Raw genomic sequence first — 24,164 nt, 5'->3', positions numbered from 1 at the left:
GCGAGCCTGCTCGCGATAAAGGCCTGAAGCACACCGCAAATACACCTGCTGCAACAAAAACAACAAGCTCAGGAGTCAACGACATGCAAACGCTCAACCTCGCCACCCGCCGCTGGTGGTACGTCATGCCCATCGTGTTCATCACCTACAGCCTGGCCTACCTGGACCGGGCCAACTACGGCTTCGCCGCCGCCTCGGGCATGGCCAAGGACCTGATGATCACCCCAGGGCTGTCGTCATTGCTCGGCGCGCTGTTTTTCCTCGGCTACTTTTTCTTCCAGGTGCCAGGGGCAATCTACGCGCAGAAACACAGCGTGAAGAAGCTGATCTTCGTCAGCCTGATCCTCTGGGGCTCGCTGGCCACCTTGACCGGCGTGGTGTCCAACGCCTACTGGCTGATCGTGATCCGCTTCATGCTCGGTGTGGTCGAAGCCGCCGTGATGCCCGCCATGCTGGTGTACCTGTGCCACTGGTTCACCCGGGCCGAACGCTCGCGGGCCAATACCTTCCTGATCCTGGGCAACCCGGTGACCATGCTGTGGATGTCGGTGGTATCGGGTTATCTGGTGCAGCAATTCGACTGGCGCTGGATGTTCATCATCGAAGGCCTGCCGGCGGTGCTCTGGGCCTTTATCTGGTGGCGCCTGGCGGATGATCGCCCGGCCCAGGCCAAGTGGCTCAGCGACCAGGAAAAACACGACCTGGAAAGCGCGCTGGCGGCCGAACAGGTCGGCATCAAGGCAGTGAAGAACTACGCCGAGGCCTTCCGCTCGCCCAAGGTCATCCTCCTGGCGTTGCAATTTTTCTGCTGGAGCATCGGCGTCTACGGGTTCGTGCTGTGGCTGCCGTCCATCCTCAAGGCCGGCTTGCAGATGAGCATGGTCGAGGCCGGCTGGTTGTCGTCGTTGCCGTACCTGGCGGCTGTAATCGGCATGCTGGGCGTGTCATGGGCGTCGGACAAGGCCCAGAAGCGCAAACGCTTCGTCTGGCCGCCACTGCTGATCGCCTCGGTTGCGTTCTACGCCTCCTACCTGCTGGGGCCTGAACATTTCTGGTGGTCCTACAGCCTGCTGGTGATCGCCGGCGCGTGCATGTATGCGCCCTACGGGCCGTTCTTCGCCATCGTGCCGGAAATCCTCCCGGCCAACGTCGCCGGCGGCGCCATGGCGCTGATCAACAGCATGGGCGCGCTGGGTTCGTTCGGCGGCTCGTACATGGTGGGCTACCTCAACGGCTCCACTGGCTCGCCGGGCATGTCCTTCCTGCTGATGAGCGGCGCATTGCTGCTGTCCGTGGTGCTTACCCTGGCCCTCAAGCCCGGCGCCAGCGACCGCGTCCCTTCCAAACCCGCGCCGCAGCCGGCGCCCGCCCACTCCTGAATCGAGACCTTCCCATGAAAAAGCACGTGGTGTTGTACAAGGCGCTGTCCGCGCAACTGATGGCCCGCCTGCAAGCGCAGGCCGAGGTCACCTTCATCGAACGCCTCGACGCCCAGGGCCTGGCGCAACTGCGCGACGCCCTGCCCAGCGCCCACGGCCTGCTCGGTGCCAGCCTCAAGCTGGATGCGCCGTTGCTCGACCTGGCGCCGAACCTGCAAGCCATCGCCAGCGTCTCGGTAGGCGTCGACAACTACGACATCGATTACCTGACAGAACGGCGGATCCTGCTCAGCAATACACCGGACGTACTCACCGAGACCACCGCCGACACCGGCTTTGCCCTGATCCTGGCAACGGCCCGGCGCGTGGTGGAACTGGCCAACCTGGTCCGCGCGGGCCAATGGCAAAAAAGCATCGGCCCCGAGCATTTCGGCAGCGATGTCCATGGCAAGACCCTGGGCATCATCGGCATGGGCCGCATCGGCGAAGCCCTGGCCCAACGCGGTCACTTCGGCTTCGGCATGCCGGTGATCTACCACAGCCACTCGCCCAAACCGGCGGTCGAGCAGCGATTCAATGCGCGCTATTGTGACCTCGACACGCTGCTGCGGCAGGCGGATTTCGTTTGCCTGACCTTGCCGTTAACGGCCGAGACCGAAGGGTTGATCAATGCACAAGCGTTCGCCCAGATGCGCCCCGAGACCCTTTTCATCAACATCTCCCGGGGCAAAGTGGTGGACGAAACGGCACTGATCGACGCCCTGCGCAACGGCCAGATCCGTGGCGCCGGCCTGGACGTGTTCGAGCGCGAACCCTTGAGCGCAGACTCGCCACTGCTGCAACTGGACAACGTGGTGGCCACCCCGCACATGGGCTCGGCCACCCACGAGACACGGGAAGCGATGGCACGTTGTGCGGTGGATAACCTGCTGATGGCGCTGGCGGGAGAACGGCCGGTGAACCTGGTGAACCCGGGGGCGTGGCATCGCTGAGTGGTTTTTCGCCGGCATCGTTGCCATCGTGAGCGGGTTTGCGATGGCAAGGGGGCGCTTCCTACCGAGATCCAGGAACCGACCTACGCTAGCGTCGGAAGCTGCGCCATAGCCCATCCATATCCCGGCTGCTACTAATTAATCACCTGCGAAAACACGCCAGGTGATCGCTTCGCGATGAACACAAAGCAATCGGGAGCGAGTGCTTGTACGCCATACAAACCATGATCAAAAGCGCTTACCAGAAACATACGGCACTTCTGGTAACGACCCTCGTCACGATCCTGGCGCTAAAGCTCATCGTGCTCGCTCCGCCACTGCTCCTTGGAACAATCATCGATACGCTGCAGGGCGACGCAACCGTAGCGTCCAATACACTGTTGATGCTGACGGCGGGCCTGATTGTCGCCGGTTGCATTCACGCCATCATCAGCCCGCTGCAAATCCATGTGCTGTGCAAACTGGTTCAACACATTGTCATGACGGCCTCCATTGGCTGGATCAGGCGCCTGATACGCAAGGAATTCGCTCTGTTCGATTCGTGGCGAATCGGTCACTTCATCAAGTCGGTTGAGCGTGGGATCACCGCGCACGAGCAGCTGCTGACATTCCTGGTCACCGTCGCCCTGCCGGTGTGCCTGGAGTTTGTCGTGGTGGGCGGTGCTTTCCTTTATATGGGGGGCAGTGGTGTTTTCCTGAGCATGACCGGGCTCGGAGTCATCTACCTGGTGGTGACCCACAGGATTATCCGCTGGCGCCGAAAACACATCGACGCGGTCAACGAGCAGGAAGATGAACTCAGTGCCCGCCTGTACAACACCCTCAACGCCGGTAAAGCCATCAAACTGGAATGTGCCGAGTCTACGGCAATGCTGCCGTTGAACCAGGCGTTCGAGCGATACGCCACGGCTGCGGTGACCACGGCTTCTTCAGGGGGGCTCCTGAGTGCTGCCAAAATCCTGTTCGTCAGCCTGTCCACCGGCGGGTTGCTGTGGTGGGGTGTCGTGGACCAACTGTCGGGCCAACCCAGCCTCAGTGTCGGACAACTGGTTGCCATTTTCTCCATTGCAGGGACTTATCTGCTCAGTATCGCCACCTTGACCGAAGGCTATCGGGTGCTTGATCAGTTCCTGGCGGATCAGCGGCAGTTCCAGGGTTTGCTATCGCTGGCGGATTTCGATCATTGCGACCGGCAGACAGACATGGATTTTGACGGCGATTCAATATTGGAACTCACGCCCTGCACCGTGACCGAAACGGGTGAACCTCGTCTGTCCATCAAGCAGTCGCTGATTTTTAGCCAAGGCCAATCGGTGGCCATTACGGGACCAAGCGGCGCAGGCAAATCCACCTTTCTGGAAGTGCTCGCCGGGCTCGACGCGTTGACGCGAGACCACCTGAGTATCGATTCGATATCGGTTTCGCTATTGACGCGCCGAGCACACCTGTCTGCCTTGAGGTACTGCCCTCAACAACCACGGTTTCTCGAAGGCCTTTTTGAAAGGTCGGTGCTGTTCGGCGGCGACGTGTCACCGCTGCTGTCTCACGCCATACGGCAGCTGCAACTCGAGGACGTTACAGGACGGCACATCAGTGAGAACGCAGCGAATATTTCCGGCGGCGAGGCCAAGCGCCTGTCACTGCTGCGGCTGATCAACAAGCCGGGGACGTTCAACCTGTTCGACGAGCCCAGTGCATCCATCGAACCCAGGTTGGCCGCGCCGCTGTGGGACCTGTTGTTCGAGGTGTTTGCCGATCGGGGGCTCATCTGCGTGACCCATGATGTCGACCATCTGCATCGTTTTGATCGGGTCATTGTGATGGACGGCGGAGTGATCGTGGATGACGGCCCGTGGCGGGAGCTGGTGAGCAGGCCGGCGATTGAATTGTTGCTGGATGAGATCCGGCATTAGTGGTGCCTTTGTTGCCGCCATCGCGAGCAGGCTCGCTCCCACAGGACTTGCGGTGTGCCTAGGGTTTGAGGGATTACCACCGGCCTAATGTGGGAGCAAAGCTTGCTCGCGATGGCGGTGGTTCAGCTGACATCTATGTTAGATGTACCGCCGCCATCGCGAGCAAGCTCGGCTCCCACAGGTTCTGGGGTTGTCCCTGGATTGTGAGGGTGTCACTGGCTCCTGTGGCGAGGGAGCTTGCTCCCTCGCCACAGGGTTAGTGCGCTTGCCTGAGTGGTATCCGCCCTTCTGACCATGGCCTGTCATATAGACTCATCATTAATGTATTCAATGATCAGCGCCTCCACTTCCTCTGCAGTTTTGCAGAACCCGGTGATCGGCTCTTTATTCGAGTCCAATCCTTGAAATGTATTGTCATACAGCTGATAGGCCGGGTCGTGCTGACGAATTATGTACCCTTTGAAGGGGCGATCTTTTGGGTAGTCCATAACAGTCTCCTCTCTTGATTGGGATGGATTCCGCAGGCGCTAATCTGCCACCAGCCAATCTATAACTCGGGCCAAATCAAGCGTCTACTGTCAGGACTGACAGGTTCCTACAAGCTGACATCGCTTACTTCCCACGATTCAACGGGCGTGATCGTGGATGACGGCCCGTGGCGGGAGCTGGTGAGCAGGCCAGCGGTTGAATTGTTGCTGGATGAGATCCGGCATTAGCAGTGCCTTTGCTGCCGCTATCGCGAGCAGGCTGAACTGGCCTAATGATTTTGGACACTTCAATCAGGCGCTATGATGGCGTCCAAAATCATTAGGCCAGTTCAGCCCGGCTCCCACAAGGTCCGGGGTCAGCCGAAAAATTTGCGCTCACCCCTAACCCCTGTGGGAGCGAGCCTGCTCGCGATGGCGGTGGGTCAGCTTGCACAGGTGTTGGATGAACTGCCGTCATCGCAAGCAAGCCCACCCCCACAATGTTTCCAAGCCGATCACAATTGTGCACACCTGATCAAAATCCCGTTAGTCGCCACGCCCCGCCATGCATTAAAGTAACGCCCCCAGCCCCGACGTTATCCGAACGCCAGGGGCCACCCTTTCCAGGAACAGTCACCGATGGAACATCGTGAAGCGCTGCTGGCGCTGCGAACCTTTCTCTCAACGCAGATCCTCGGCCAGGAAAAACTCATCGAGCGCCTGCTCATCGCCCTGCTCGCCGACGGCCATATGCTGGTGGAAGGCGCGCCGGGGCTGGCAAAGACCAAGGCCATCAAAGAGCTGGCCGAAGGCATCGAAGCGCAGTTCCATCGCATCCAGTTCACCCCCGACCTGTTGCCCGCCGACATCACCGGCACGGAAATCTATCGGCCGGAAACCGGCAGTTTCGTCTTCCAGCAGGGGCCTATCTTCCACAACCTGGTGCTGGCGGATGAAATCAACCGTGCGCCGGCCAAGGTCCAGTCCGCGCTGCTTGAAGCCATGGCCGAGCGGCAGGTCAGCGTTGGGCGCAGTACCTATGAACTGTCGCCGCTGTTCCTGGTGATGGCCACGCAGAACCCGATCGAGCAGGAAGGCACCTACCCGCTGCCCGAAGCCCAGCTCGACCGGTTCCTCATGCACGTCAAGATCGGTTTCCCGGACGCGGCGGTGGAACGCCGGATCCTGCAGCAGGCCCGGGGTGAAGCGCTGAACGGCGAAGCCAAGCCCGAGCGCCGGGTGAGCCAGCAGGCGATTTTCGCTGCGCGCAAGGAGATCCTTGGCTTGTACATGGCCGACGCCGTGGAGGAATACCTGGTGCAACTGATCATGGCGACTCGCAACCCGGCCAAGTTCGACCCGGAGATGGCCGAATGGATCGCCTACGGCGCCAGCCCTCGTGGCTCCATCGCCCTCGATCGCTGCGCCCGCGCCCACGCCTGGCTGGCCGGTCGCGACTTCGTCAGCCCGGAGGACATCCAGGCCGTGCTGTTCGACGTGCTGCGCCATCGCATCATCCTGTCGTTCGAGGCCGAAGCTGCCGGTATCGATCAGGACCGCGTGGTGCAGCGGATTCTCGACGTCGTCGCTGTCGCTTGAGCATGCCTCATGAATAACCCATTGGCGCCCGCACCGGGCATCCGCGTCAGCCTTTCGGAGCTGATCGAGATGCGTCATCGCGTGCGCGAAGTGCAGTTGTTCTCGACCCCTGGCCAGCGCAGCCCGCTGATCGGCCTGCATCACTCCAAGCTGCGCGGGCGCGGGGTGGATTTCGATCAGGTGCGGGTGTACCAGGCCGGCGACGACGTGCGCACGATTGACTGGCGCGTCACTGCGCGGACCCAGGAACCCCACACCAAACTGTTCCACGAAGAACGCGAACGGCCGATCTTCATCATGATCGAGCAGAGCCACCGCCTGTTCTTCGGTTCAGGGCTGATGTTCAAATCGGTGCTCGCCGCCCAGGCCGCCAGCCTGATCGGCTGGGCCGCACTGGGGCACAACGACCGGGTTGGCGGCCTGGTGTTTGGCAATAACACCCACTACGAGGTCAAGCCCAGGCGCAGCAAACAGAGCCTTTTGCAATTGCTCAACCGCCTGGTGCGGGTCAACCAGTCGCTGCACGCCGAAGGCGAGCCGGACCGCGATTCATTCGGCATTGCCCTGCGCCGGGCCCGGGAAGTGCTGCGGCCCGGCAGCCTGGCGATCGTCATTTGTGACGAACGTGCGCTGTCCGACAGCGCCGAGCAGCAACTGAGCCTGCTCTCGCGCCATTGCGACCTGTTGTTGCTGCCGCTTTCCGACCCGCTGGACCACGCCCTGCCCGCCGCCGGCTTGCTGCGTTTCGCCCAGCGCGGCGCGCAACTGGAACTCGACACCCTGAATTTCGACCTGCGCCAGGCCTATCGCGCCCAGGCCGAGGCCCGTCAGGAACGCTGGGAAATACTCGCGCAAAAGCTGCGGATCCTGATGATGCCCTTGAGCACTCAAGGCGACATGGTCGAACAGTTGCGCGAGTACCTGAACCCCAAGCGGGCCGGGAAAAGCCGATGAGCAGCCTCGATCAATTGCAGCCGCTGATGGCCCCGCCGCCGATCGGCTTCTGGCCGCCCGCGCCGGGCTGGTGGCTGCTGCTGGTGTTGTTGCCATTGCTGGGCCTGGGGCTGTGGCAGTTGCGCCGCTTCCTGCCCGCCAAGCGCGACACGCCGCGCACCGAACAACCCCTGGACCCGGTGCGCCTCGCCGCCCTGGCCGAACTCGCCCTGCTGCCCAAGCCCTACGATGGCGCGCCGGCCGGCGCCTGGCTGCAACAGCTCAATGGCCTGCTCAAGCGCCTGTGCCGCAATCACTACCCCTACAGTCAGAGCCACACCCTCAATGGGCGCAAGTGGCTGGCCTTCCTGGATAATCGCTGCCCGGCTGCCGGCCTGACCCGCTGGATGGTGTTGGTCGAAGGTGCCTACAAACCCGAATGCAAACTGGACGACAAAGCCATTGCCGGCCTGACCCAGGCGGTCGACATCTGGATTCGCAAACATGTTTGAATTCGCCTGGCCATGGATCTTCGCCCTGTTGCCGCTGCCGTGGCTGATGCGCCTGGTGCTGCCGGCGGCCGACAGCGGCGAGCCGGCGCTCAAGGTCAGTTTCCTGGGCGACCTCGAAGGCCTGGTCGGGCGGCGGGCCAGGTCCCACCTGCCGAGCTGGCGTCAGCAGGCGCCTTTCATCCTGCTCTGGTTGCTGCTGCTGATTGCCGCCGCCCGCCCGCAATGGCTCGGCGAACCGCTGCCCATCGCCGCCAGCGGTCGCGACCTGCTGGTGGCCGTGGATGTCTCCGGCTCCATGGATTTCCCCGACATGCAGTGGAAGGACGAAGAGGTCAGCCGCCTCGCGCTGGTCCAGCACATGCTCGGGGACTTTCTCGAAGGTCGCGAAGGTGACCGGGTCGGCCTGATCCTGTTCGGCAGCCAGGCCTACCTGCAGGCGCCGCTGACCTTCGACCGCCGCACGGTACGGCGCTGGCTCGACGAAGCACGCATCGGCATCGCCGGCAAGAACACCGCCATTGGCGACGCGATTGGCCTGGCCCTCAAGCGCCTGCGCCAGCGTCCGGCCCATAGTCGCGTGCTGATCCTGGTCACCGACGGCGCCAACAACGGCGGCGAAATCGATCCGCTGACCGCCGCGCGGCTGGCCGCCGATGAAGGTGTAAAGATCTACCCGATCGGCATCGGTGCCGATCCTGAGCAAAGCGGCACGGCGGGCTTCCTAGGCGTCAACCCGAGCCTGGACCTCGACGAGGCGGCACTCAGGGAGATTGCCCAAGCCACCGGTGGCCGCTACTTCCGCGCCCAGGACGGTGAGCAGTTGCTGGCGATCAAGACCACCCTCGACCAGCTCGAACCCGTGGCCCAGCAACCGACCCAGGCCCGCCCCGCCCTGGCGCTCTATCATTGGCCGCTGGCCGTTGCGCTGCTGTTGAGCATGGTGCTGGTGGCCCGCGAACGCTGGCCGGACAACCCGTTGCAGCGCCTGTTCAGCCAGCCACTGTTCCAGTCGACCCAACATGCCGACTGGCGCCAACGCCTCAAGCGCCTGCGCTTGCGGAGGCGCCGATGATCGCCCTCTGGCCGCACTGGCTGCGCCCCGCGTTCATAGTGCTGCTGCCGTTGCTGGGCTGGTTGCTCTGGCAACTCTGGCATCGGCAGCGTCGGGTCGGCCGCTGGCAGATGATCTTGCCTGCGGCGTTTCATTCGGTGCTGCTCAGTGGCGGCAAAGGCCGCGAAAGCCGACTGCCGTGGATTGCCCTCGGCCTGGGCTGGCTGTTGATGGTGCTGGCGTTGCTGGGGCCGAGCTGGGCGCGGGTCGAACAGACCAGCCAGAAACCCGCCGACCCGTTGGTGGTGGTGCTGGAGTTGACGCCGGAAATGCTCGCCACCGACGTCCCGCCGACCCGCCTGGAGCAGGCCCGGCGCAAGGTGCTGGACCTGCTGCACAACCTCAGCGACGCCCAGACCGCGATCATCGTCTACGCCGGCAGCGCTCATACGCTGGTGCCGCTGTCCGATGACCTGGCCACCAGCGCCAACCTGCTCGAAGCCCTCAAGCCCTCGATCATGCCGCAAAGCGGTCATCGCGCCGACCTGGCCGTGACCAAGGCCCTGGCCCTGTTGAATCAGGGCGAACTCGGCCACGGCCGGATCCTGCTGATCGCTTCGTCGTTGAACGAACAGGAGCGCGAGGGTATCCACCAGGTCCTGGACGGCTCCCCTACGCAGTGGCTGATGCTGGGCATCGGTACCCGCGATGGTGCACCGGTGGCCCAGGAGGATGGCAGTTATCTCAAAGATGCCCAGGGGGCGATCCTGATACCGCGCCTGGACAGCCCGGGGCTCAAGGCCTACGCCAGTGAGCTGGACGGCCGTTATCGTCCGGCGCGCCTGGACGACAGCGACCTGCGCGGCCTGGGCCTGTTGGACGGTCCGCGTCATCTGCGCAACGATGGCCAGACCTTGCGCCTGGACACCTGGGCTGACCAGGGTTACTGGCTGCTCCTGCCGCTGTTGCTGCTGGCCGCCTGCGCCGGACGCCGCGGCTGGCTGTTCTGCCTGCCGCTGCTGTTAGTGTTGCCGCAGACCGGCCACGCCTTCGAATTCGAGGACCTGTGGTTACGCCCCGACCAACAGGGCCAGCACTTGCTCAAGCAAAAGCGCGCGGCCGAGGCCGCCGCGCATTTCGAGGATCATCAATGGCAAGGCGTGGCCCTGTACGAGGCCGGTGACTACAGCGAAGCTGCCCGGCGCTTCGCCGAAGGCACCGATGCCCGCGCCCACTACAATCGGGGTAACGCCCTGGCCCGCAGCGGCGAACTGGAGGCAGCACTGGATGCCTATGAGCAGGCGCTGGAGTTGCAACCGGACCTGCGCCCCGCCCAGACCAACAAGGCGTTGGTGCAGAGCCTGCTGAAAGAGCAGGCGCCGCCCGCGGAAGAACCCAAGCCGGCGGCAAACGAGGAACATGGACCTGCCGAACAATCGCCGGACGCCGCTTCCCCCGCGCAATCTTCGGAGCCGGGGCAACCCTCCGCCGAAACGGCAGCGCCACCCGACCAGGCCCCGGCGCACCCGGCACCGCCACCCGGCGCCCAGGACGTGCCGGGCAGCGAACTGCCCGACGAGCAGACCACCACGCCGCCGCTGCGCCCCGCCGCTGACCAGCGCAATGAAGAAGAGCAGCGCCAGGCACTGGAACAATGGCTGCGCCAGATTCCGGACAATCCAGGCGAACTGCTCAGACGTAAATTCTGGTACGAACAACAAAGCCATCAGGCCCAGGGAAAAGCCCCATGACCCGCTTCACCGCCTACCTCCTCGTCTTGCTGCTCTGGGTCTCCGGGGTCCAGGCTGCACAGCTGACTGCCAGTGTGGACCGCAGTCGCCTGAACTCCGGCGAAACGGTGGAGCTGACCCTGGAATCCAACGACGCCACCTTGTTCGGCAAGCCCGACCTTGCCCCGCTCCAGGCATTGTTCGATGTGCGCGGCACCCGGCAGGTCAACCAGTTGACCACCCTCGACGGCGAGAACCGCGCCACCACCCGCTGGATCGTTACCCTGCTGCCGCGCCAGAGCGGTACCGTGATCATTCCGCCGTTGCAGTTGGGCGAAGTGAGCACCCAGCCGATCACCCTGCAAGTGATCGAAAGCGAAACCCGCAATGCGTCCGGGACCCTGGCGCCGGTGTTCATCGAGGCCAGCCTCGACCAGAGCCGCGTGTACGTGCAGGCCCAGGCGATCCTGACCCTGCGCATCTACCACTCGGTGTCGCTCTACGACGACAGCAGCCTGACGCCGTTGCACATTCCCGACGCCCGCACCGAACAACTGGGTGAGTCGCGCACCTATGAAAAAGTCATCAATGATGTGCGCCACGGGGTCATTGAACTGCGTTACGGCATCTACCCGCAACGCAGCGGCGAATTGACGATCCCGGCCCAGACCTTCAGCGCCACCCTGGTTGAACCAGTGGCCCAGGGCGCTGCGCCATCGGGGCCTAAACCCGGCCAGTTGATGCGCGTCAGTTCCGAACAACTGCAGTTGACCGTCAACCCCAAGCCCGCCAGCTACCCGGCCGATGTGCCCTGGCTGCCGGCACGTAGCCTGTCCCTGAGTGAGAGCTGGAGCCCGGAACCGACCCATAGCCAGGTGGGCGATTCCCTGACCCGCAGCCTCACCCTCGAAGCCGAAGGTCTGGCCAGTGCCCAACTGCCACCGCTGCCGGCCACCGAGATCAATGGCCTGCGACGCTACCCCGACCAACCGGTGCTCAGCAGCCGCAGCAGCGAGCGGGGCCTGGTGGGCAGCCGCGAAGACCGCGAAGCGCTGGTGCCCAACCGCAGCGGCACCATCGACCTGCCGCCGGTGGAAGTGGTCTGGTGGAACACCCTGGAAGACCACCTGGACCGCACCAGCCTTCCGGCGCGGACCCTGCAAGTAGCGAACAACCCGAGCCTGATGGTGGACGCGCCGGCGGGTACACCTCAGGTGATGACCACCGTCGACAGCGACACCCTGTGGTACTGGCAACTGGGTACCTTCGTCCTGGCTTGCACGACGGTGCTCGGTTTCGGCTTGTGGTGGCGGGCGCGCTCGCAGCCGGCCGTCCTGCGCGCGACCCAGGCCGGACCGAGCCCGCGTACGCTGCTGGACGACCTCAAGCGCACCTGCCTGGCCAACGACCCCCACGCCACCCGCCAGGCCCTGGACGCCTGGGCCCGTCAGCAACCGGAAACCCTGGCCGACATGGCCGCGCGCTTCGTGCCGCTGTCCGACGCCCTCGACGGCCTCAACGGCGCGCTCTACAGCGAAACCGGCCAGCACTGGCAAGGCGAAGACCTGTGGCGCGCGATTCGCACCATCCCCACCGCCGAACGCAGCCAGGACCCGCTGGGCGACAGCGGCTTGCCGCCGCTTTATCCGAAATAGCACCTGCCTTCGGATCGTTCCCTGCTCTGCGTGGGAACGCCTCTGCGGACGCTCCGCGTTCGGCTGTTGGGGACGCGGAGCGTCCCGGGCTGCATTCCCACGCAGAGCGTGGGAACGATCAATCCCCAACGCAGAGCGCAGCCAGGACCCGCAGGTGACAGCGGCTTGCCGCCGCTTTATCCGAAATAACACCTGCCTTCGGATCGTTCCCATGCTCTGCGTGGGAACGCCTCTGCGGACGCTCCGCGTTCGGCTTTTGGGGACGCAGAGCGTCCCAGGCTGCATTCCCACGCAGAGCGTGGGAACGATCGATCCCCACGGCGGAACGCAGCCGGGACCCGCTGGGTGACAGCGGCTTGCCGCCGCTGTATCCGAAATAGCACCTGCCTTCGAATCGTTCCCATGCTCTGCGTGGGAACGCCTCTGCGGACGCTCTGCGTTCGGCTTTTGGGACGCGGAGCGTCCCGGGCTGCATTCCCACGCCGAGCGTGGGAACGATCCAAGCAGAAGTTCGGCAGCCCCTCTCTGCTTTTTCCCAGTAAACTCTGCACTTTTCCAGCCGCCCTCTTCACCCGCGGCCATCATCTGTTTTCTGGAGTTTGCCTTGCGTCTGTTCCACACCTCCGACTGGCACCTGGGGCAAAACCTGCACGGCCAGGAGCGCGATTTCGAGCATGGGTGTTTTCTGGAGTGGCTGCTGCGTCAGTTGGCCACCGAGAAGCCCGATGTGCTGCTGGTCGCCGGCGACATCTTCGACACCGTCAACCCGCCGGTCAAAGCCCAGGAGCGGCTGTACGACTTCATCGTCAGTGCCCATGAACAAAACCCCAACCTGACCATCGTGATGATCGCCGGCAACCATGACTCCGGCTCGCGGATCGAGCTGCCTGCGCCTTTGATGCTGCGCTTGCGCACCCATGCCTTGGGCCGGGTGTTGTGGCTGGACGACGGCCAGCTGGATGTCGAACGCCTGCTGCTGCCATTGCCCGACGCCAAGGGCAAGGTCAAGGCGTGGTGCCTGGCCTTGCCATTCCTGCGGCCCGCCGAAGTCACCGGCGCGCAGTTGGGCGATGATTACCTGCGGGGCATCGGCCAAGTGCATGAATGGTTGATCGCCGCGGCCAACAGCAAGCGCAAGAAAGGCCAGGCGCTGATCGCCGTCAGCCATGCACACATGGCTGGCGGTTCGGTGTCGGAGGACTCCGAACGCAGCCTGATCATCGGCAATGCCGAAGCCCTGCCCGCCAGCCTGTTCGGCCCGAGCATCAGCTACGTCGCCCTCGGCCATTTGCACAAGCCGCAGAAGGTCAACGGTGAAGAACGCATTCGCTACAGCGGCTCGCCGATCCCGCTGTCATTCTCCGAGATCGGCTACCAGCACCAGATTCTCGACATCACCCTGGACGGCGAACACCTGGTCAAGGTCGAGCCCCGGCTGATTCCCCGGGCCGTCAACCTGCAACGGCTGGGCCCGGCGCCGCTGGCCGACATCCTGGTGCAGCTCAAGGCATTGCCCGACATTGACCTGCTCGCCGAGGTCCAGCGCCAGCCGTGGCTGGAAGTGCGGGTGCGTCTCGACGAGCCGCAACCGGACCTGCGCCACCAGGTGGAAACCGCACTGCAAGGCAAGGCCGTGCGCCTGGTGCGGATCGCCGCCGAATACGCCGGTAACGGTGGCAGCGGGCGCGCCGATGACGGCGCCGCGCTGATCGAACTGGATCAACTCAGCCCCGAGGAATTGTTCAGCCGTGCCTGGCAGGACACCTACGGCAACGAAGTGGACGAACAGACCCTCAAGGATTTTGCCGTACTCCTGCAAGACGTGCAGATGGAGGACGAACAGCCATGAAAATCCTCGCGATCCGCCTCAAGAACCTGGCGTCTTTGGCCGGCCCCTTTGAAATCGACTTCACCGCCGAACCGTTGGCCAGCGCCGGCCTGTTCGCCATCACCGGCCCGACGGGTGCCGGCAAGAGCACGTTGCTCGATGCCTTGTGCCTGGCGCTGTTCGGTGCCGTGCCGCGCCTGCACAACACGGGTCGCGATGCCAAGGTCCCGGACGCCGACGGTGAAATTGCCACCGGTGATCCGCGCACGCTGTTGCGCCGTGGCACCGGCGACGGCTACGCCGAAGTGGATTTTCGCGGCATCGATGGGCGCCGCTACCGCGCCCGCTGGGAAGCCAATCGCGCCCGGGAAAAAGCCAGTGGCAAGTTGCAGGCCAGCCGCCAGAGCCTGCGCGACCTGGACAACGATCAACTGCTGGCGAGCCAGAAAGGCGAGTACAAGGCCCAGCTCGAAGCGGCCCTGGGCCTGAACTTCGAGCAGTTCACCCGCGCCGTGCTGCTGGCCCAGAGCGAGTTCAGTGCGTTCCTCAAGGCCGATGACAACGACCGCAGCGAGCTGCTGGAAAAACTCACCGACACCGCCCTGTACACTCGCCTCGGTCGCCGCGCCTTCGACAAGGCCAAGCACGCCAGGGAAACCCACAAGCAGTTGCTGGACCAGGCCATTGGTGTCACCCCGCTGGCCCCCGAAGCCCGGGCCGAACTGGACCAGCGTTTCAGCGAAGCCCAGCAGCTTCTCAAGGCCCAGCAAGCCCAACTCAAGCAATTGGAGCTGCAACACACCTGGCTCAAAGACCTGCGCCAACTGCAGGACGAACAGATCAGCGCGGCCGAGCAACTGCAACAGGCCCAGACCGATTGGAATGCCCTGGCCGATGAGCGCCTGAAACTGACGCGTCTGGAGCAACTGGCCCCCCAGCGCCATCAATTCATCCGCCAGGCGGAACTGGGTCGACAGCTGGAGCCCTTGGCGTTGCAGGTCCGGCAGCTCAGCCAACAGCAAATCGATCTGCATGGACAACAGGCAGACCTGGAAAAGGGTCTGAGCACTGCACAGCAGGCCTTGGCCCTGGCCCGGCAACAGAGCAGCGACGCTGCGCCATTGTTGCGTCAGGCCTTCGACGAACAAAGCACCCTGGCTCGCCTCGTGAAAGACGCCAGCCAAGGCGCGGAACGCCAGGAACAGGCGCAGCAGGCCTGCACCGACGGCCAACGCACGATCGATACCTTGCTTGATCAGCAAGGACAGCTGGCCGAGCGCCTGCAGCGAATCACTGGCGAGCTTGAGCAAAGTACCCACCTGGCGCCGCTCAGCGACGCCTGGAATGCCTACCGCGATCGCCTCCAGCAATTGATGCTGATCGGCAATCGCCTGAACCAGGGCCAGGCCGAACTCGCCACCCTGGAGCAAAACGCTACCAGCGCTTCGGCGGAGCTGACGACCCATCGCCAAGTCCTCGAAGTGCTCTACAAAGAAGCGGGCGCCGAGCCGGAAGCGGTGGCCGAACAGGTGCAGTTGCTGGGTAACCTGCTGCAAGACAACCGCAAGCAACAGCGTGCCTTTGAAGAGCTGAGCCGGCTCTGGGCCAGCCAGCAAGAACTGGACAAGCGCGGCGCCGACCTCGAACAACGCCAGCAACACGCGTTGCAGGAGCGTGACCAGTTGGTACGTGAGGGCGGTGAAGCCAAGGCCGAGCTGGCAATTGCCGAACAGACCCTGACCGTCACCCGTGAGCTGCTGGAGCGTCAGCGCCTGGCCCGCAGCGAAAGCATCGAGCAACTGCGCGCGCAGTTGCAGGACGACCAGCCGTGCCCGGTGTGCGGCAGCGTCGAGCACCCCTACCATCAGCCCGAAGCCTTGCTGCAAAACCTCGGCCGCCACGATGAAAGCGAGGAAGCCAATGCCCGCAAGGCTGTCGATGTGCTCAATGAAAAAGTCATCGACCTGCGCGCGCAGTACAGCGGCGTCATCGCCCAGCTCAAGGAACTCAAACAGCAGCAGGAACACCTGGCCAGCCAGCAGCAGAGCCTCGCCCCGAGCCTCGAGGCCCATCCACTGTCAGGGCAACTGCTGAACCAGGATGCCGACAAGCGCGACGCCTGGTTGACCCAGCAGAACAGCCAACTGCACCAGCGCATCGACCAGGACGAACAACGGCAAGCCGCCCTGCTGACCTTGCAGCAGGACGCCGCGCGCCTCACCCAGCAACTGCGCAATGCCGAAACGGCGAGCCAACAGGCCTCCCAGCACCTGAGCAACCAGCAACAGGCACTGGCCCGTGACCGCCAGCGCCTGGATGAAGAACTGCAGCACTTCAGCGCCTTGTTGCCGGCAGAGACCCTGCACGCCTTGCGCAGCGAGCCCGCCGCGACGTTCCTGCAACTTGACCAGCAGATCGCCCAGCGCCTGGCACAATTGGAGCAGCAGCGCGAGGAACTCAGCGAACAACTTCAGCGCCAACAAACCCTGGAGAAGGAACAGGACCGCCAGCAGACGCGCGTGCAGCAACTTGAATCCGCGCAACAGCAGTTCAAGGCCCTGACTGAACAACAGCAGGCTTGCCAGCAGAGGCTCACGCTGCTGCTGGGCGAACACACCAGCGCCGAGCAGTGGCAGCAACAACTGGATCAGGCGCTGGAACAGGCTCGCGTCGCCGAAGCAGCGGCCGGTCAACAGTTGCAGGAACTGCGCAACACCCTGGTGCAGCTCGCTGCCGAACTCAAGGCCCGTCAGGAACAGGCGCAATCCCTGGAGGCGGAGCACCAGGCACTGGCCGCCGGCATCGCCCACTGGCGCGCCTCCCATCCGGAGCTGGACGATGCGGCATTGGAGGCTTTGCTCAGCCTGGATGAACAAGGCGTCAGCCAGTTACGCCAGCGCCTGCTCAATAGCGAAAAAGCCATCGAACAGGCCCGCGTACTGCTCACCGAACGTGAGCAGCGCTTGCACAACCATCAGGCCCAACACAACGGTAACCTGCTGCCCGAACAACTGGCCGAAGCCCTCGCCGAGCTGCAAAACCAATTCGTTGAAAGCGAACAGCGCTACGCCGAGTTGCGCGCCGAACAGGCCGAGGACCAGCGCCGGCAGAACGCCAACCAGGCCCTGGCGCAACAGATCGAACAGGCGTATGCCGAGTATCAGCGCTGGGCACGCCTGGATGCGCTGATCGGCTCGGCCACCGGCGACCGCTTCCGCAAACTGGCCCAGGCCTACAACCTTGACCTGTTGGTGCACCACGCCAACGCCCAGCTTCGGCAACTGGTGCGCCGCTACCGACTCAAGCGCGGCGGCAGCATGCTTGGGCTGCTGGTGATGGATACGGAAATGGGTGACGAGCTGCGCTCGGTGCATTCCTTGTCCGGCGGCGAGACCTTCCTGGTGTCCCTGGCCCTGGCGCTGGGCCTGGCGTCGATGGCGTCGAGCACGCTCCGAATCGAATCGTTGTTCATTGACGAAGGTTTCGGCAGCCTCGACCCCGAGTCCCTGCAACTGGCTATGGATGCGCTGGACGGCTTGCAGGCTCAGGGCCGCAAGGTCGCGGTGATTTCCCATGTGCAGGAAATGCACGAGCGGATCCCGGTGCAGATCCAGGTGCGTCGCCAGGGCAATGGCTTGAGCACCGTGGAGGTGAAATGAATGTGGGGGAAGGCGTAGGCATATCCAACATCACCGGCACAGACAGACCGCTATCGCGAGCAAGCTCGCTCCCACAAGGGATGGGCGGTGTCCGCATCACTGCCAGACGCATCGCCATGTGTCGATCCTTATCGGCAAAGGAGTCAATTTATCAGCGTAAAATTTAAAAATATGGCCATGTGATATTGCAGCACCCATTCCTTCAAACACCGAAAACGACGAAGCCTGCGATCTTTTATCTTGTGGAAAGATGAAAAGATCGCAGGCTTCAGGCGTAACCCACCGCTCAGTGTTGAGCTTTGTGATCCAGGGCGGCGTAGAAATTGGCGCTTTGTTGCAGGTATTTCTGGGTGTAGCTCTGGGTGTGGTTGCGTTTGTCGCTGATTTCGACACTGGCACTGGCGGGCAGCGCCACGGTGGCGGAGATTGCGGAAGCGGCGATAACGGAGAAGAGATTCAGGTTCATGGCGGTAATCCTCGGATTCAGTTGGCTTGTCTGCCCGGTTGGGCCGTGAAGCAAACTTACGCGCCGGGGCGTCCCGCTTTGAAATGCTTTGCAATACTAGCCACTATCAGTCCCGTTGATACAACCGCGCAGACCCCGAAAAACGGGGCCTGCGGGCTATTGCAGGACGATGAACTTGAGGTCGCTCGGCGCGTCCATCGCCAGTTTCTGCACGGTCTTACCCAGCAAACCGGTCCTGGGGTCACGCTCGACCACGACGATCTGGTTGCTTTTCTGGTTGGCGATTAGCAGGAATTTACCGCTCGGGTCGAGGCTGAACTCCCGCGGGTGATCCCCTTCGACAGAGCGGCGCTGCAGCTCTTTCAGCGTGCCGGCCACCGGGTCGATGGCGAACACCAGCACCTCATTGGTGGTGCCGCGGTTGCTGACGTAGAGGAACTTGCCATCCCGGGACGCATGCAGGCCGGCCGCCGCCCTGCCCGCCTGAGGTTTACCGGCCGCCAGGTCGACCAGTTGGCGTTGGGTCAGGCGCCCGTCCTGGTAATCGAACACGGCCACTTGCGCGGTCATCTCCATGGTCAGCCAGGCGTGCTTGCCATCGGCGCTGAACAACAGGTGCCGGGGGCCACTGCCGGGCGGCAGTTGCACGAAGGCCGGATCCGCCGCAGTCAAGGGCAGCTCGGGATTGGCCTTGGGGTCGTAGCGGTAGATGAACACCTTGTCCGCCCCCAGGTCGTTGGCGAACACGTACTTGCCATCCGGTGACGACACCGCCGAATGGACATGGGCCGACATCTGCCGCTCGGGGTTGACCCGACTCGGCTGATGGCTGCTCAACTGCACCACGGGGGACAGCTTGCCGTCGGCACCGACCGGCAGGACCGCCAGGGTGCCGCCCGGGTCTTCCACCACCGAGTAATTGCTCACCAGCAGATGCCGGCCGTCACCGCTGAGGCTGGAATGGGTCGGCTCGTTGCCTACGGACTGCACTTGGTTGATCAGGCTCAGCGCATGGGTCTTGGGGTCGATGGCGTAGCTGCTGACCTTGCCCACCGGGTCTTTCTGCCCCGGCCCGTTCTCATTGACCACGAACAGCCGGGTCATGTCCGGGGACAGGGTCAGCCAGGACGGGTTGTCGGTCTTGATCACCTGCAACGGCTTGGCATCGAGCTGGCCGGTGCGGCTGTCGAACTGCAAGCGGTAGATGCCCTGGCTCTGGCCGGCGGTGTAGGAACCCACCAGCAGTTGATGGTGTTCGTCGGTGCCAGCCTGGACGCCCATGGCGCCCACGCTGCCGGCCATCAACAACGGCCAGAGACTACGCATCTTCATGTTCGTCGTCCTCATCGTCGTGGCCGCTGGTGGCTTCCACGCATTCCAGATGGTGGTCGCCCGAATCGCTGGTGATGATCCAGTGCTTCAGGGCGGTGTCGAACGTCGCCGCCTGCATTTGCGTCGGGGTGAAACGCCAATGCTCAAGGGTGCGACCGTTCATGCACTCGACGTGCAACTGGTACTGTTCGTCGAGGGAAAAATCGAATGCGTGCAGCCCATCGATGATCAGCATGTCGCATTTGTGAAGGGCATCGAGCAGAGTGTCAGTTACGGCAGTCATGGGAAATCAGTCATTCATTGGGAAGTGCACATGATAGCCCAATGTCGGGGTGGGCTTTGGGCCATGTCTCATGTAAAACCGCTATCGCGAGCAGGCCTGCTCGCGATAGCGGCGGCGCCATCCAACCACGATGGCGCTGCCTCGTCAGGTCCCTAGAGCGCCTCGCGCCCCGGCACCCCATCCACCAACCGCTGGATCCCCAGCGGGTTGGCGTTCTTCAGCGGCTCCGGCAACAAGTTGTCGGGGTAGTTCTGAAAGCACACCGGGCGCAGGAAGCGATCGATCGCCAGCGTCCCCACCGAGGTGCCACGGGCATCGGACGTCGCCGGGTATGGCCCGCCGTGCACCATCGAATCACACACTTCCACCCCGGTCGGATAACCGTTGAGCAGGATGCGCCCGACCTTCTGCTCCAGCAGCGGCGTCAATTCACCAAACTGCTCGAAGTCCGCCGGCTCGCCGATGAGGGTGGCCGTCAGTTGACCGTGCAATCCATTGAGCGCCGCAATCAGTTGCGCCTGGTCCGCCACTTCGACGAATACCGTGGTCGGGCCGAACACTTCTTCCTGCAACGCCTCGTCACCGTCGATCAACAGGCTGGCGTCGGCCTTGAACAGCTGTGGCTGGGCCTGGTTGCCCTGCTGCGCACGCCCGGCCAGGTGCTCGATGCCCGGGTGAGCGAGCAGTTTCTGCAAGCCCTTGCCATAGCTTTGCAGGGTGCCAGCGTTGAGCATGGTTTGCGGCGCCTGGTCGCCGATCAGCGTGGCTACCTGCTGAGTGAAGGCTGTGAAGTCTGGCGAGCGAATACCGATCACCAGGCCTGGATTGGTGCAGAACTGACCGCAGCCCTGCACCACCGAGGCGGTCAGGTCGCGGGCGACTGTCTCGGCGCGGGTTGCCAAGGACTGTGGCAAGATGATCACCGGGTTGATGCTCGACATTTCGGCGAACACCGGAATCGGCTGGGGCCGCGCGGCGGCCATGTCGCACAGGGCGCGCCCGCCCTTGAGGGAACCGGTGAAACCCACAGCCTGGATCGCCGGGTGCTTGACCAGCCATTCGCCAACGCCACCGCCGTAGATCATGTTGAACACACCGGCCGGCATCGACGTTTTCTCGGCGGCGCGGATGATTGCATCGGCCACCCACTCGGCAGTCGCCATGTGCCCGCTGTGGGCCTTGAACACCACCGGGCAACCGGCGGCCAGGGCCGCTGCGGTGTCGCCGCCGGCGGTGGAAAACGCCAGGGGAAAGTTACTCGCGCCGAACACCGCCACCGGGCCCAGGCCGATGCGGTATTGACGCAGGTCCGGACGCGGCAGCGGCGTGCGCTCCGGCAGGGCCCGGTCAATACGCGCGCCGTAGAAGTCGCCGCGGCGCAAGACCTTGGCAAACAGGCGCATCTGGCCGCTGGTACGACCGCGCTCGCCCTGGATGCGCGCCGCAGGCAGTGCGGTTTCACGGCAGACCACGGCCACGAACTCATCGCCCAGGGCGTCCAGTTCATCGGCGATGGCGTCGAGGAACTCGGCCCGGCGTGCTGCGCTCAGGCTGCGGTAGGCCGGATAAGCTGCCGCCGCTGCCTTGGCCGCTGCGTCGACTTCTTCGGCCGTGGCCTGGACGAACTCACCCGGCAAGGCTTCGCCGCTGCTGGCATCGAGGCTCTGCAAACGTGTCTGGCCGGCCGCGCTGCGCGACCCACCGATGTAGTTGTGGCCAAGGATCTGGTTCATGCAAGTCTCCTTTTAAAGTGTGCCGATAGTACCCGGGTTGAACACCGCGTCCACCGGGGCAATGCCGTTGACCAGCGGTGCGCCGAATTCGGCCTGGCTGATCTCGAACACATCCCCCGGCTGAGTACGGATGCCATCGGCGAACGACAGGGTCGCGGTGCCGAAGAAGTGAACGTGAACGTCCCCCGGGCGCAGGAACTGGCTGTACTTGAAGTGATGGAATTCCAGGTTCTCGAGGCTGTGGCACATGTTGGCCTCGCCGCTGAGGAATTCGTTCTGCCACAGCACTTCGCCATCGCGCAGGATACGACTGCTCCCGGACAGATGTTGAGGCAATTCACCGAGGCGAAGTTCCGGACCAAAGCTGCAGCTGCGCAATTTCGAATGGGCCAGGTACAGGTAATTCTTGCGCTCCATCACGTGGTCGGAAAACTCGTTACCCACCGCAAAGCCCAGGCGATAAGGCTTGCCGTCGTGACCGATGACATACAGGCCGCTGATTTCCGGCTCCTCGCCGGCGTCTTCGGCGAACGGTGGCAACGGGAACGGATGCCCCGGACGGACCACAATGCTGCCGTCGCCCTTGTAGAACCATTCCGGTTGCACACCCGCCTGCCCCGATGCCGGTTTACCGCCCTCCACGCCCCATTTGAAGATGCGCATGGTGTCGGTCATGGCCGCTTCGTCGTCGGCCTGCTGGTGCATCTTGTCCCGTGCCGAGGCGCTGCCCAGGTGGGTCAGGCCGGTGCCGCTGACCAGCAGGTGTGCCGGGTCCGGGTGATCCAGCGGCGGCAGGATGCGCAGCTCACCCAGCAACTGCGCGTAGTCGTGGCCGGCCCCCAGGCCCATGCCATTGACCTCCTGCTCAAGTTTCACGCCGGCTGCGATAGCCGCCAGCGCCAACTCGCGCACGCTTGTAGCCCCCAGCACTTCGCGCACCTGGTCGCCGTCAACCACGCCAACGCGGCGCTCGCCGTTGGGCAATTCGAATTGAACTAAACGCATGGGTTTCTCCAGTAGACAAAATTCAAATACAACGCCAATTCCCTTGTGGGAGCGAGCCTGCTCGCGATGACGGCGGCACATTCAACATGGGTGAAAGCTGACCCACCGCTATCGCGAGCAGGCTCGCTCCCACAGTGGGTCGGCGGCGACCTTTGAATCAGGTACGCGTCGCCCCCCGCGCGCTGGCCGCGAACTGGTCTGCCGGCAGCACGTGCTTGCGCTCCAGCAGACGATAGACCACACCGGTCAGCACCAGGCCGAACACCATGACGCAGGACAGGAAGTACAGCCCGGAGGCCAGGTTGCCGGTGTATTCCTTCAGTGCGCCGATCACGAACGGCCCGATGTAGCCACCGAGGTTGCCCACCGAGTTGATCAAGGCGATGCCCGCCGCCGCGCTGGCGCCGGCAAAGAACCGCCCCGGCAAGGTCCAGAACACCGCCGTGCAGGAAAACAGCGCGAACGCCACCAGGCACAGCGCCGCCAGTTGCAACACCGGCACCGACAGCCAGGCACTGAGGAACAGGCCGGTGGCACCGAGCACATAGAGCACGGCCAAGTGACCGTAGCGATCATTCAAGCGGTCGGAGCTGCGCGGAATGATCAGCAAGCCGATGATGCCGAAGATGTAGGGCACCGAAGAAACGAAACCGGTCACCAGGTCACTGCCGCCGAACTGCTTGATCAGCGTCGGCAACCACAGGCCCAAACCATAGATGCTCAAGGTCACCGGCAGGTAGAACAGCGCCAGCAGCAGGACACGTTTGTCCTTCAATGCATGCAGCGGATTGCCGTGGCGGGTCTGGCCGTATTCCTGCAGATCCTTTTTCAGTTCACCGGTGAGCCAGTCCTTCTCGGCCTGGTCCATCCATTTCACCTGTTGCGGGCCGTCGGGCAGATAACGCAGCACCGGCCAGGTCAACAGCACCGCCGGCAGGCCGATGACGATGAACAGCCACTGCCAGCCATGCAGGCCAAGGACCCCGTCCATGCCCAGCAAGCCGCCGGACACGGGACCGGTGATCATCATCGCGATCGGCTGGGAAAGAATGAACAGGCCGAGGATCTTGCCGCGATGACGCACCGGGAACCACTGGGTAATGTAGTAGAGCACGCCAGGGAAGAACCCGGCTTCGGCCGCGCCGAGCAGGAAGCGCATTACATAGAAGCTGTGGGGGCCCTGGACGAATGCCATGCCGATGGTGATGGCGCCCCAGGTGATCATGATCCGGGCGAACCAGCGCCGGGCACCGAAGCGTTCGAGCATCAGGTTGCTGGGGATTTCCAGCAGGAAGTAACCGATGAAGAACAACCCGGCCCCAAGGCCGTAGGCGGCGTCGCCGATGCCGAGGTCGGCGCCCATGTGCAGCTTGGCAAAACCCACTGCGGAGCGGTCCACGTAGGCGATCAGGTACAGCAGTATCAGGAAGGGAATCAGTTTCAGCGTGATGCGACGAATAAGCCGCAATTCCTGGCTCATGGGACCGTTCTCCACTTGTTGTTGTTATAGAACCCGGGGATTTCTCTCGCGAATGACCGCCAGGACAACCCCTCCGTTGAATCGGACTATATAGTAATACTATTTACCCAACAACACTTCCAAAGCGCACAAATAGCGCTTATGTTA

The 24,164-nt window shown here is 63.4% G+C and carries 18 protein-coding genes; 11 read left to right on the top strand and 7 right to left on the bottom strand.

The features are described 5' to 3' along the window. Positions 1-83: 83 nt before the first annotated feature. The 3 genes from J7E36_RS12995 (at position 84) to J7E36_RS12985 (ending at position 4,284) form a co-directional block, all read left to right on the top strand. The gene (locus J7E36_RS12995; RefSeq protein ID WP_215003465.1) at positions 84-1,379 is read left to right on the top strand and encodes an MFS transporter; all 1,296 of its coding nucleotides are present in this window, start codon (positions 84-86) and stop codon (positions 1,377-1,379) included. A 14-nt stretch (positions 1,380-1,393) separates the two neighbouring features. Further along, entirely contained in the window at positions 1,394-2,371 is a 978-nt protein-coding gene (locus J7E36_RS12990) for an NAD(P)-dependent oxidoreductase (RefSeq protein ID WP_215003463.1), read from the top strand. A 206-nt stretch (positions 2,372-2,577) separates the two neighbouring features. Beyond that, positions 2,578-4,284, top strand: coding sequence for an ATP-binding cassette domain-containing protein (locus tag J7E36_RS12985; protein WP_215003461.1), 1,707 nt, complete (start codon positions 2,578-2,580; stop codon positions 4,282-4,284). Positions 4,285-4,586: 302 nt separating this feature from the next. Here the strand turns inward: J7E36_RS12985 and J7E36_RS12980 are convergent, their stop codons facing one another. Beyond that, entirely contained in the window at positions 4,587-4,772 is a 186-nt protein-coding gene (locus J7E36_RS12980; protein WP_215003459.1) for a hypothetical protein, read from the bottom strand. A 618-nt stretch (positions 4,773-5,390) separates the two neighbouring features. Here J7E36_RS12980 and J7E36_RS12975 point away from each other — a divergent pair. The 8 genes from J7E36_RS12975 (at position 5,391) to J7E36_RS12940 (ending at position 17,718) form a co-directional block, all read left to right on the top strand. Next, positions 5,391-6,350 (top strand): AAA family ATPase, encoded by a 960-nt coding sequence (locus J7E36_RS12975; RefSeq protein WP_215003457.1) that lies wholly within the window; start codon positions 5,391-5,393, stop codon positions 6,348-6,350. 9 nt (positions 6,351-6,359) lie between these two features. Further along, positions 6,360-7,304: a DUF58 domain-containing protein gene (locus J7E36_RS12970; protein ID WP_215003455.1), complete on the top strand. Its 945-nt coding sequence runs from the start codon at positions 6,360-6,362 to the stop codon at positions 7,302-7,304. Continuing rightward, entirely contained in the window at positions 7,301-7,795 is a 495-nt protein-coding gene (locus J7E36_RS12965) for a DUF4381 domain-containing protein (protein WP_215003453.1), read from the top strand. The genes J7E36_RS12970 and J7E36_RS12965 overlap by 4 nt, the downstream gene beginning before the upstream one ends. Beyond that, a complete protein-coding gene (locus tag J7E36_RS12960; protein WP_215003451.1) occupies positions 7,788-8,867 on the top strand; it encodes a vWA domain-containing protein in 1,080 nt (359 codons plus the stop codon). Before J7E36_RS12965 ends, J7E36_RS12960 begins: the two co-directional genes overlap by 8 nt. Then, on the top strand, positions 8,864-10,597 hold the full coding sequence (locus tag J7E36_RS12955; protein WP_215003449.1) for a VWA domain-containing protein: 1,734 nt from the start codon (positions 8,864-8,866) through the stop codon (positions 10,595-10,597). The genes J7E36_RS12960 and J7E36_RS12955 overlap by 4 nt, the downstream gene beginning before the upstream one ends. Beyond that, the gene (locus J7E36_RS12950) at positions 10,594-12,231 is read left to right on the top strand and encodes a BatD family protein (RefSeq protein WP_215003447.1); all 1,638 of its coding nucleotides are present in this window, start codon (positions 10,594-10,596) and stop codon (positions 12,229-12,231) included. Before J7E36_RS12955 ends, J7E36_RS12950 begins: the two co-directional genes overlap by 4 nt. A 604-nt stretch (positions 12,232-12,835) precedes the next feature. Next, positions 12,836-14,080 carry an exonuclease SbcCD subunit D C-terminal domain-containing protein gene (locus J7E36_RS12945; RefSeq protein ID WP_215003445.1) on the top strand — a complete coding sequence of 415 codons (1,245 nt, stop codon included), beginning with the start codon at positions 12,836-12,838 and terminating at the stop codon, positions 14,078-14,080. Then, entirely contained in the window at positions 14,077-17,718 is a 3,642-nt protein-coding gene (locus J7E36_RS12940) for an AAA family ATPase (protein ID WP_215003443.1), read from the top strand. The genes J7E36_RS12945 and J7E36_RS12940 overlap by 4 nt, the downstream gene beginning before the upstream one ends. Positions 17,719-18,004: 286 nt before the next feature. On the opposite strand, the gene J7E36_RS12935 is transcribed toward J7E36_RS12940, so the two are convergent. From J7E36_RS12935 to J7E36_RS12910, 6 genes are all read right to left on the bottom strand, one after another. Continuing rightward, positions 18,005-18,184 (bottom strand): hypothetical protein, encoded by a 180-nt coding sequence (locus J7E36_RS12935; RefSeq protein ID WP_215003441.1) that lies wholly within the window; start codon positions 18,182-18,184, stop codon positions 18,005-18,007. A gap of 156 nt (positions 18,185-18,340) precedes the next feature. Then, positions 18,341-19,516 carry a lactonase family protein gene (locus J7E36_RS12930; RefSeq protein ID WP_215003439.1) on the bottom strand — a complete coding sequence of 392 codons (1,176 nt, stop codon included), beginning with the start codon at positions 19,514-19,516 and terminating at the stop codon, positions 18,341-18,343. Further along, complete coding sequence (locus J7E36_RS12925; RefSeq protein ID WP_215003437.1) at positions 19,503-19,799, bottom strand: DUF5629 family protein; 297 nt, start codon at positions 19,797-19,799, stop codon at positions 19,503-19,505. The genes J7E36_RS12930 and J7E36_RS12925 overlap by 14 nt, the downstream gene beginning before the upstream one ends. Positions 19,800-19,951: 152 nt before the next feature. Continuing rightward, positions 19,952-21,532: an aldehyde dehydrogenase (NADP(+)) gene (locus J7E36_RS12920; protein WP_215003435.1), complete on the bottom strand. Its 1,581-nt coding sequence runs from the start codon at positions 21,530-21,532 to the stop codon at positions 19,952-19,954. 12 nt (positions 21,533-21,544) lie between these two features. Then, the gene (gene araD1, locus J7E36_RS12915; RefSeq protein WP_215003433.1) at positions 21,545-22,537 is read right to left on the bottom strand and encodes an AraD1 family protein; all 993 of its coding nucleotides are present in this window, start codon (positions 22,535-22,537) and stop codon (positions 21,545-21,547) included. 157 nt (positions 22,538-22,694) lie between these two features. Then, positions 22,695-24,017: an MFS transporter gene (locus tag J7E36_RS12910; protein ID WP_215003432.1), complete on the bottom strand. Its 1,323-nt coding sequence runs from the start codon at positions 24,015-24,017 to the stop codon at positions 22,695-22,697. Positions 24,018-24,164 lie beyond the last annotated feature (147 nt).

It is taken from the genome of Pseudomonas fluorescens (genome assembly GCF_018614775.1).
Lineage (GTDB): Bacteria > Pseudomonadota > Gammaproteobacteria > Pseudomonadales > Pseudomonadaceae > Aquipseudomonas > Aquipseudomonas fluorescens_BY.
This window is presented reverse-complemented; position numbering and strand designations above follow the sequence as displayed.

Coding starts and splice junctions, on each gene's coding strand:
- J7E36_RS12995 (WP_215003465.1), top strand. CDS start 84: ATGCAAACGCTCAACCTCGCCACCCGCCGCTGGTGGTACGTCATGCCC.
- J7E36_RS12990 (WP_215003463.1), top strand. CDS start 1,394: ATGAAAAAGCACGTGGTGTTGTACAAGGCGCTGTCCGCGCAACTGATG.
- J7E36_RS12980 (WP_215003459.1), bottom strand. CDS start 4,772: ATGGACTACCCAAAAGATCGCCCCTTCAAAGGGTACATAATTCGTCAG.
- J7E36_RS12975 (WP_215003457.1), top strand. CDS start 5,391: ATGGAACATCGTGAAGCGCTGCTGGCGCTGCGAACCTTTCTCTCAACG.
- J7E36_RS12970 (WP_215003455.1), top strand. CDS start 6,360: ATGAATAACCCATTGGCGCCCGCACCGGGCATCCGCGTCAGCCTTTCG.
- J7E36_RS12965 (WP_215003453.1), top strand. CDS start 7,301: ATGAGCAGCCTCGATCAATTGCAGCCGCTGATGGCCCCGCCGCCGATC.
- J7E36_RS12960 (WP_215003451.1), top strand. CDS start 7,788: ATGTTTGAATTCGCCTGGCCATGGATCTTCGCCCTGTTGCCGCTGCCG.
- J7E36_RS12955 (WP_215003449.1), top strand. CDS start 8,864: ATGATCGCCCTCTGGCCGCACTGGCTGCGCCCCGCGTTCATAGTGCTG.
- J7E36_RS12950 (WP_215003447.1), top strand. CDS start 10,594: ATGACCCGCTTCACCGCCTACCTCCTCGTCTTGCTGCTCTGGGTCTCC.
- J7E36_RS12940 (WP_215003443.1), top strand. CDS start 14,077: ATGAAAATCCTCGCGATCCGCCTCAAGAACCTGGCGTCTTTGGCCGGC.
- J7E36_RS12935 (WP_215003441.1), bottom strand. CDS start 18,184: ATGAACCTGAATCTCTTCTCCGTTATCGCCGCTTCCGCAATCTCCGCC.
- J7E36_RS12930 (WP_215003439.1), bottom strand. CDS start 19,516: ATGAAGATGCGTAGTCTCTGGCCGTTGTTGATGGCCGGCAGCGTGGGC.
- J7E36_RS12925 (WP_215003437.1), bottom strand. CDS start 19,799: ATGACTGCCGTAACTGACACTCTGCTCGATGCCCTTCACAAATGCGAC.
- J7E36_RS12920 (WP_215003435.1), bottom strand. CDS start 21,532: ATGAACCAGATCCTTGGCCACAACTACATCGGTGGGTCGCGCAGCGCG.
- araD1 (WP_215003433.1), bottom strand. CDS start 22,537: ATGCGTTTAGTTCAATTCGAATTGCCCAACGGCGAGCGCCGCGTTGGC.
- J7E36_RS12910 (WP_215003432.1), bottom strand. CDS start 24,017: ATGAGCCAGGAATTGCGGCTTATTCGTCGCATCACGCTGAAACTGATT.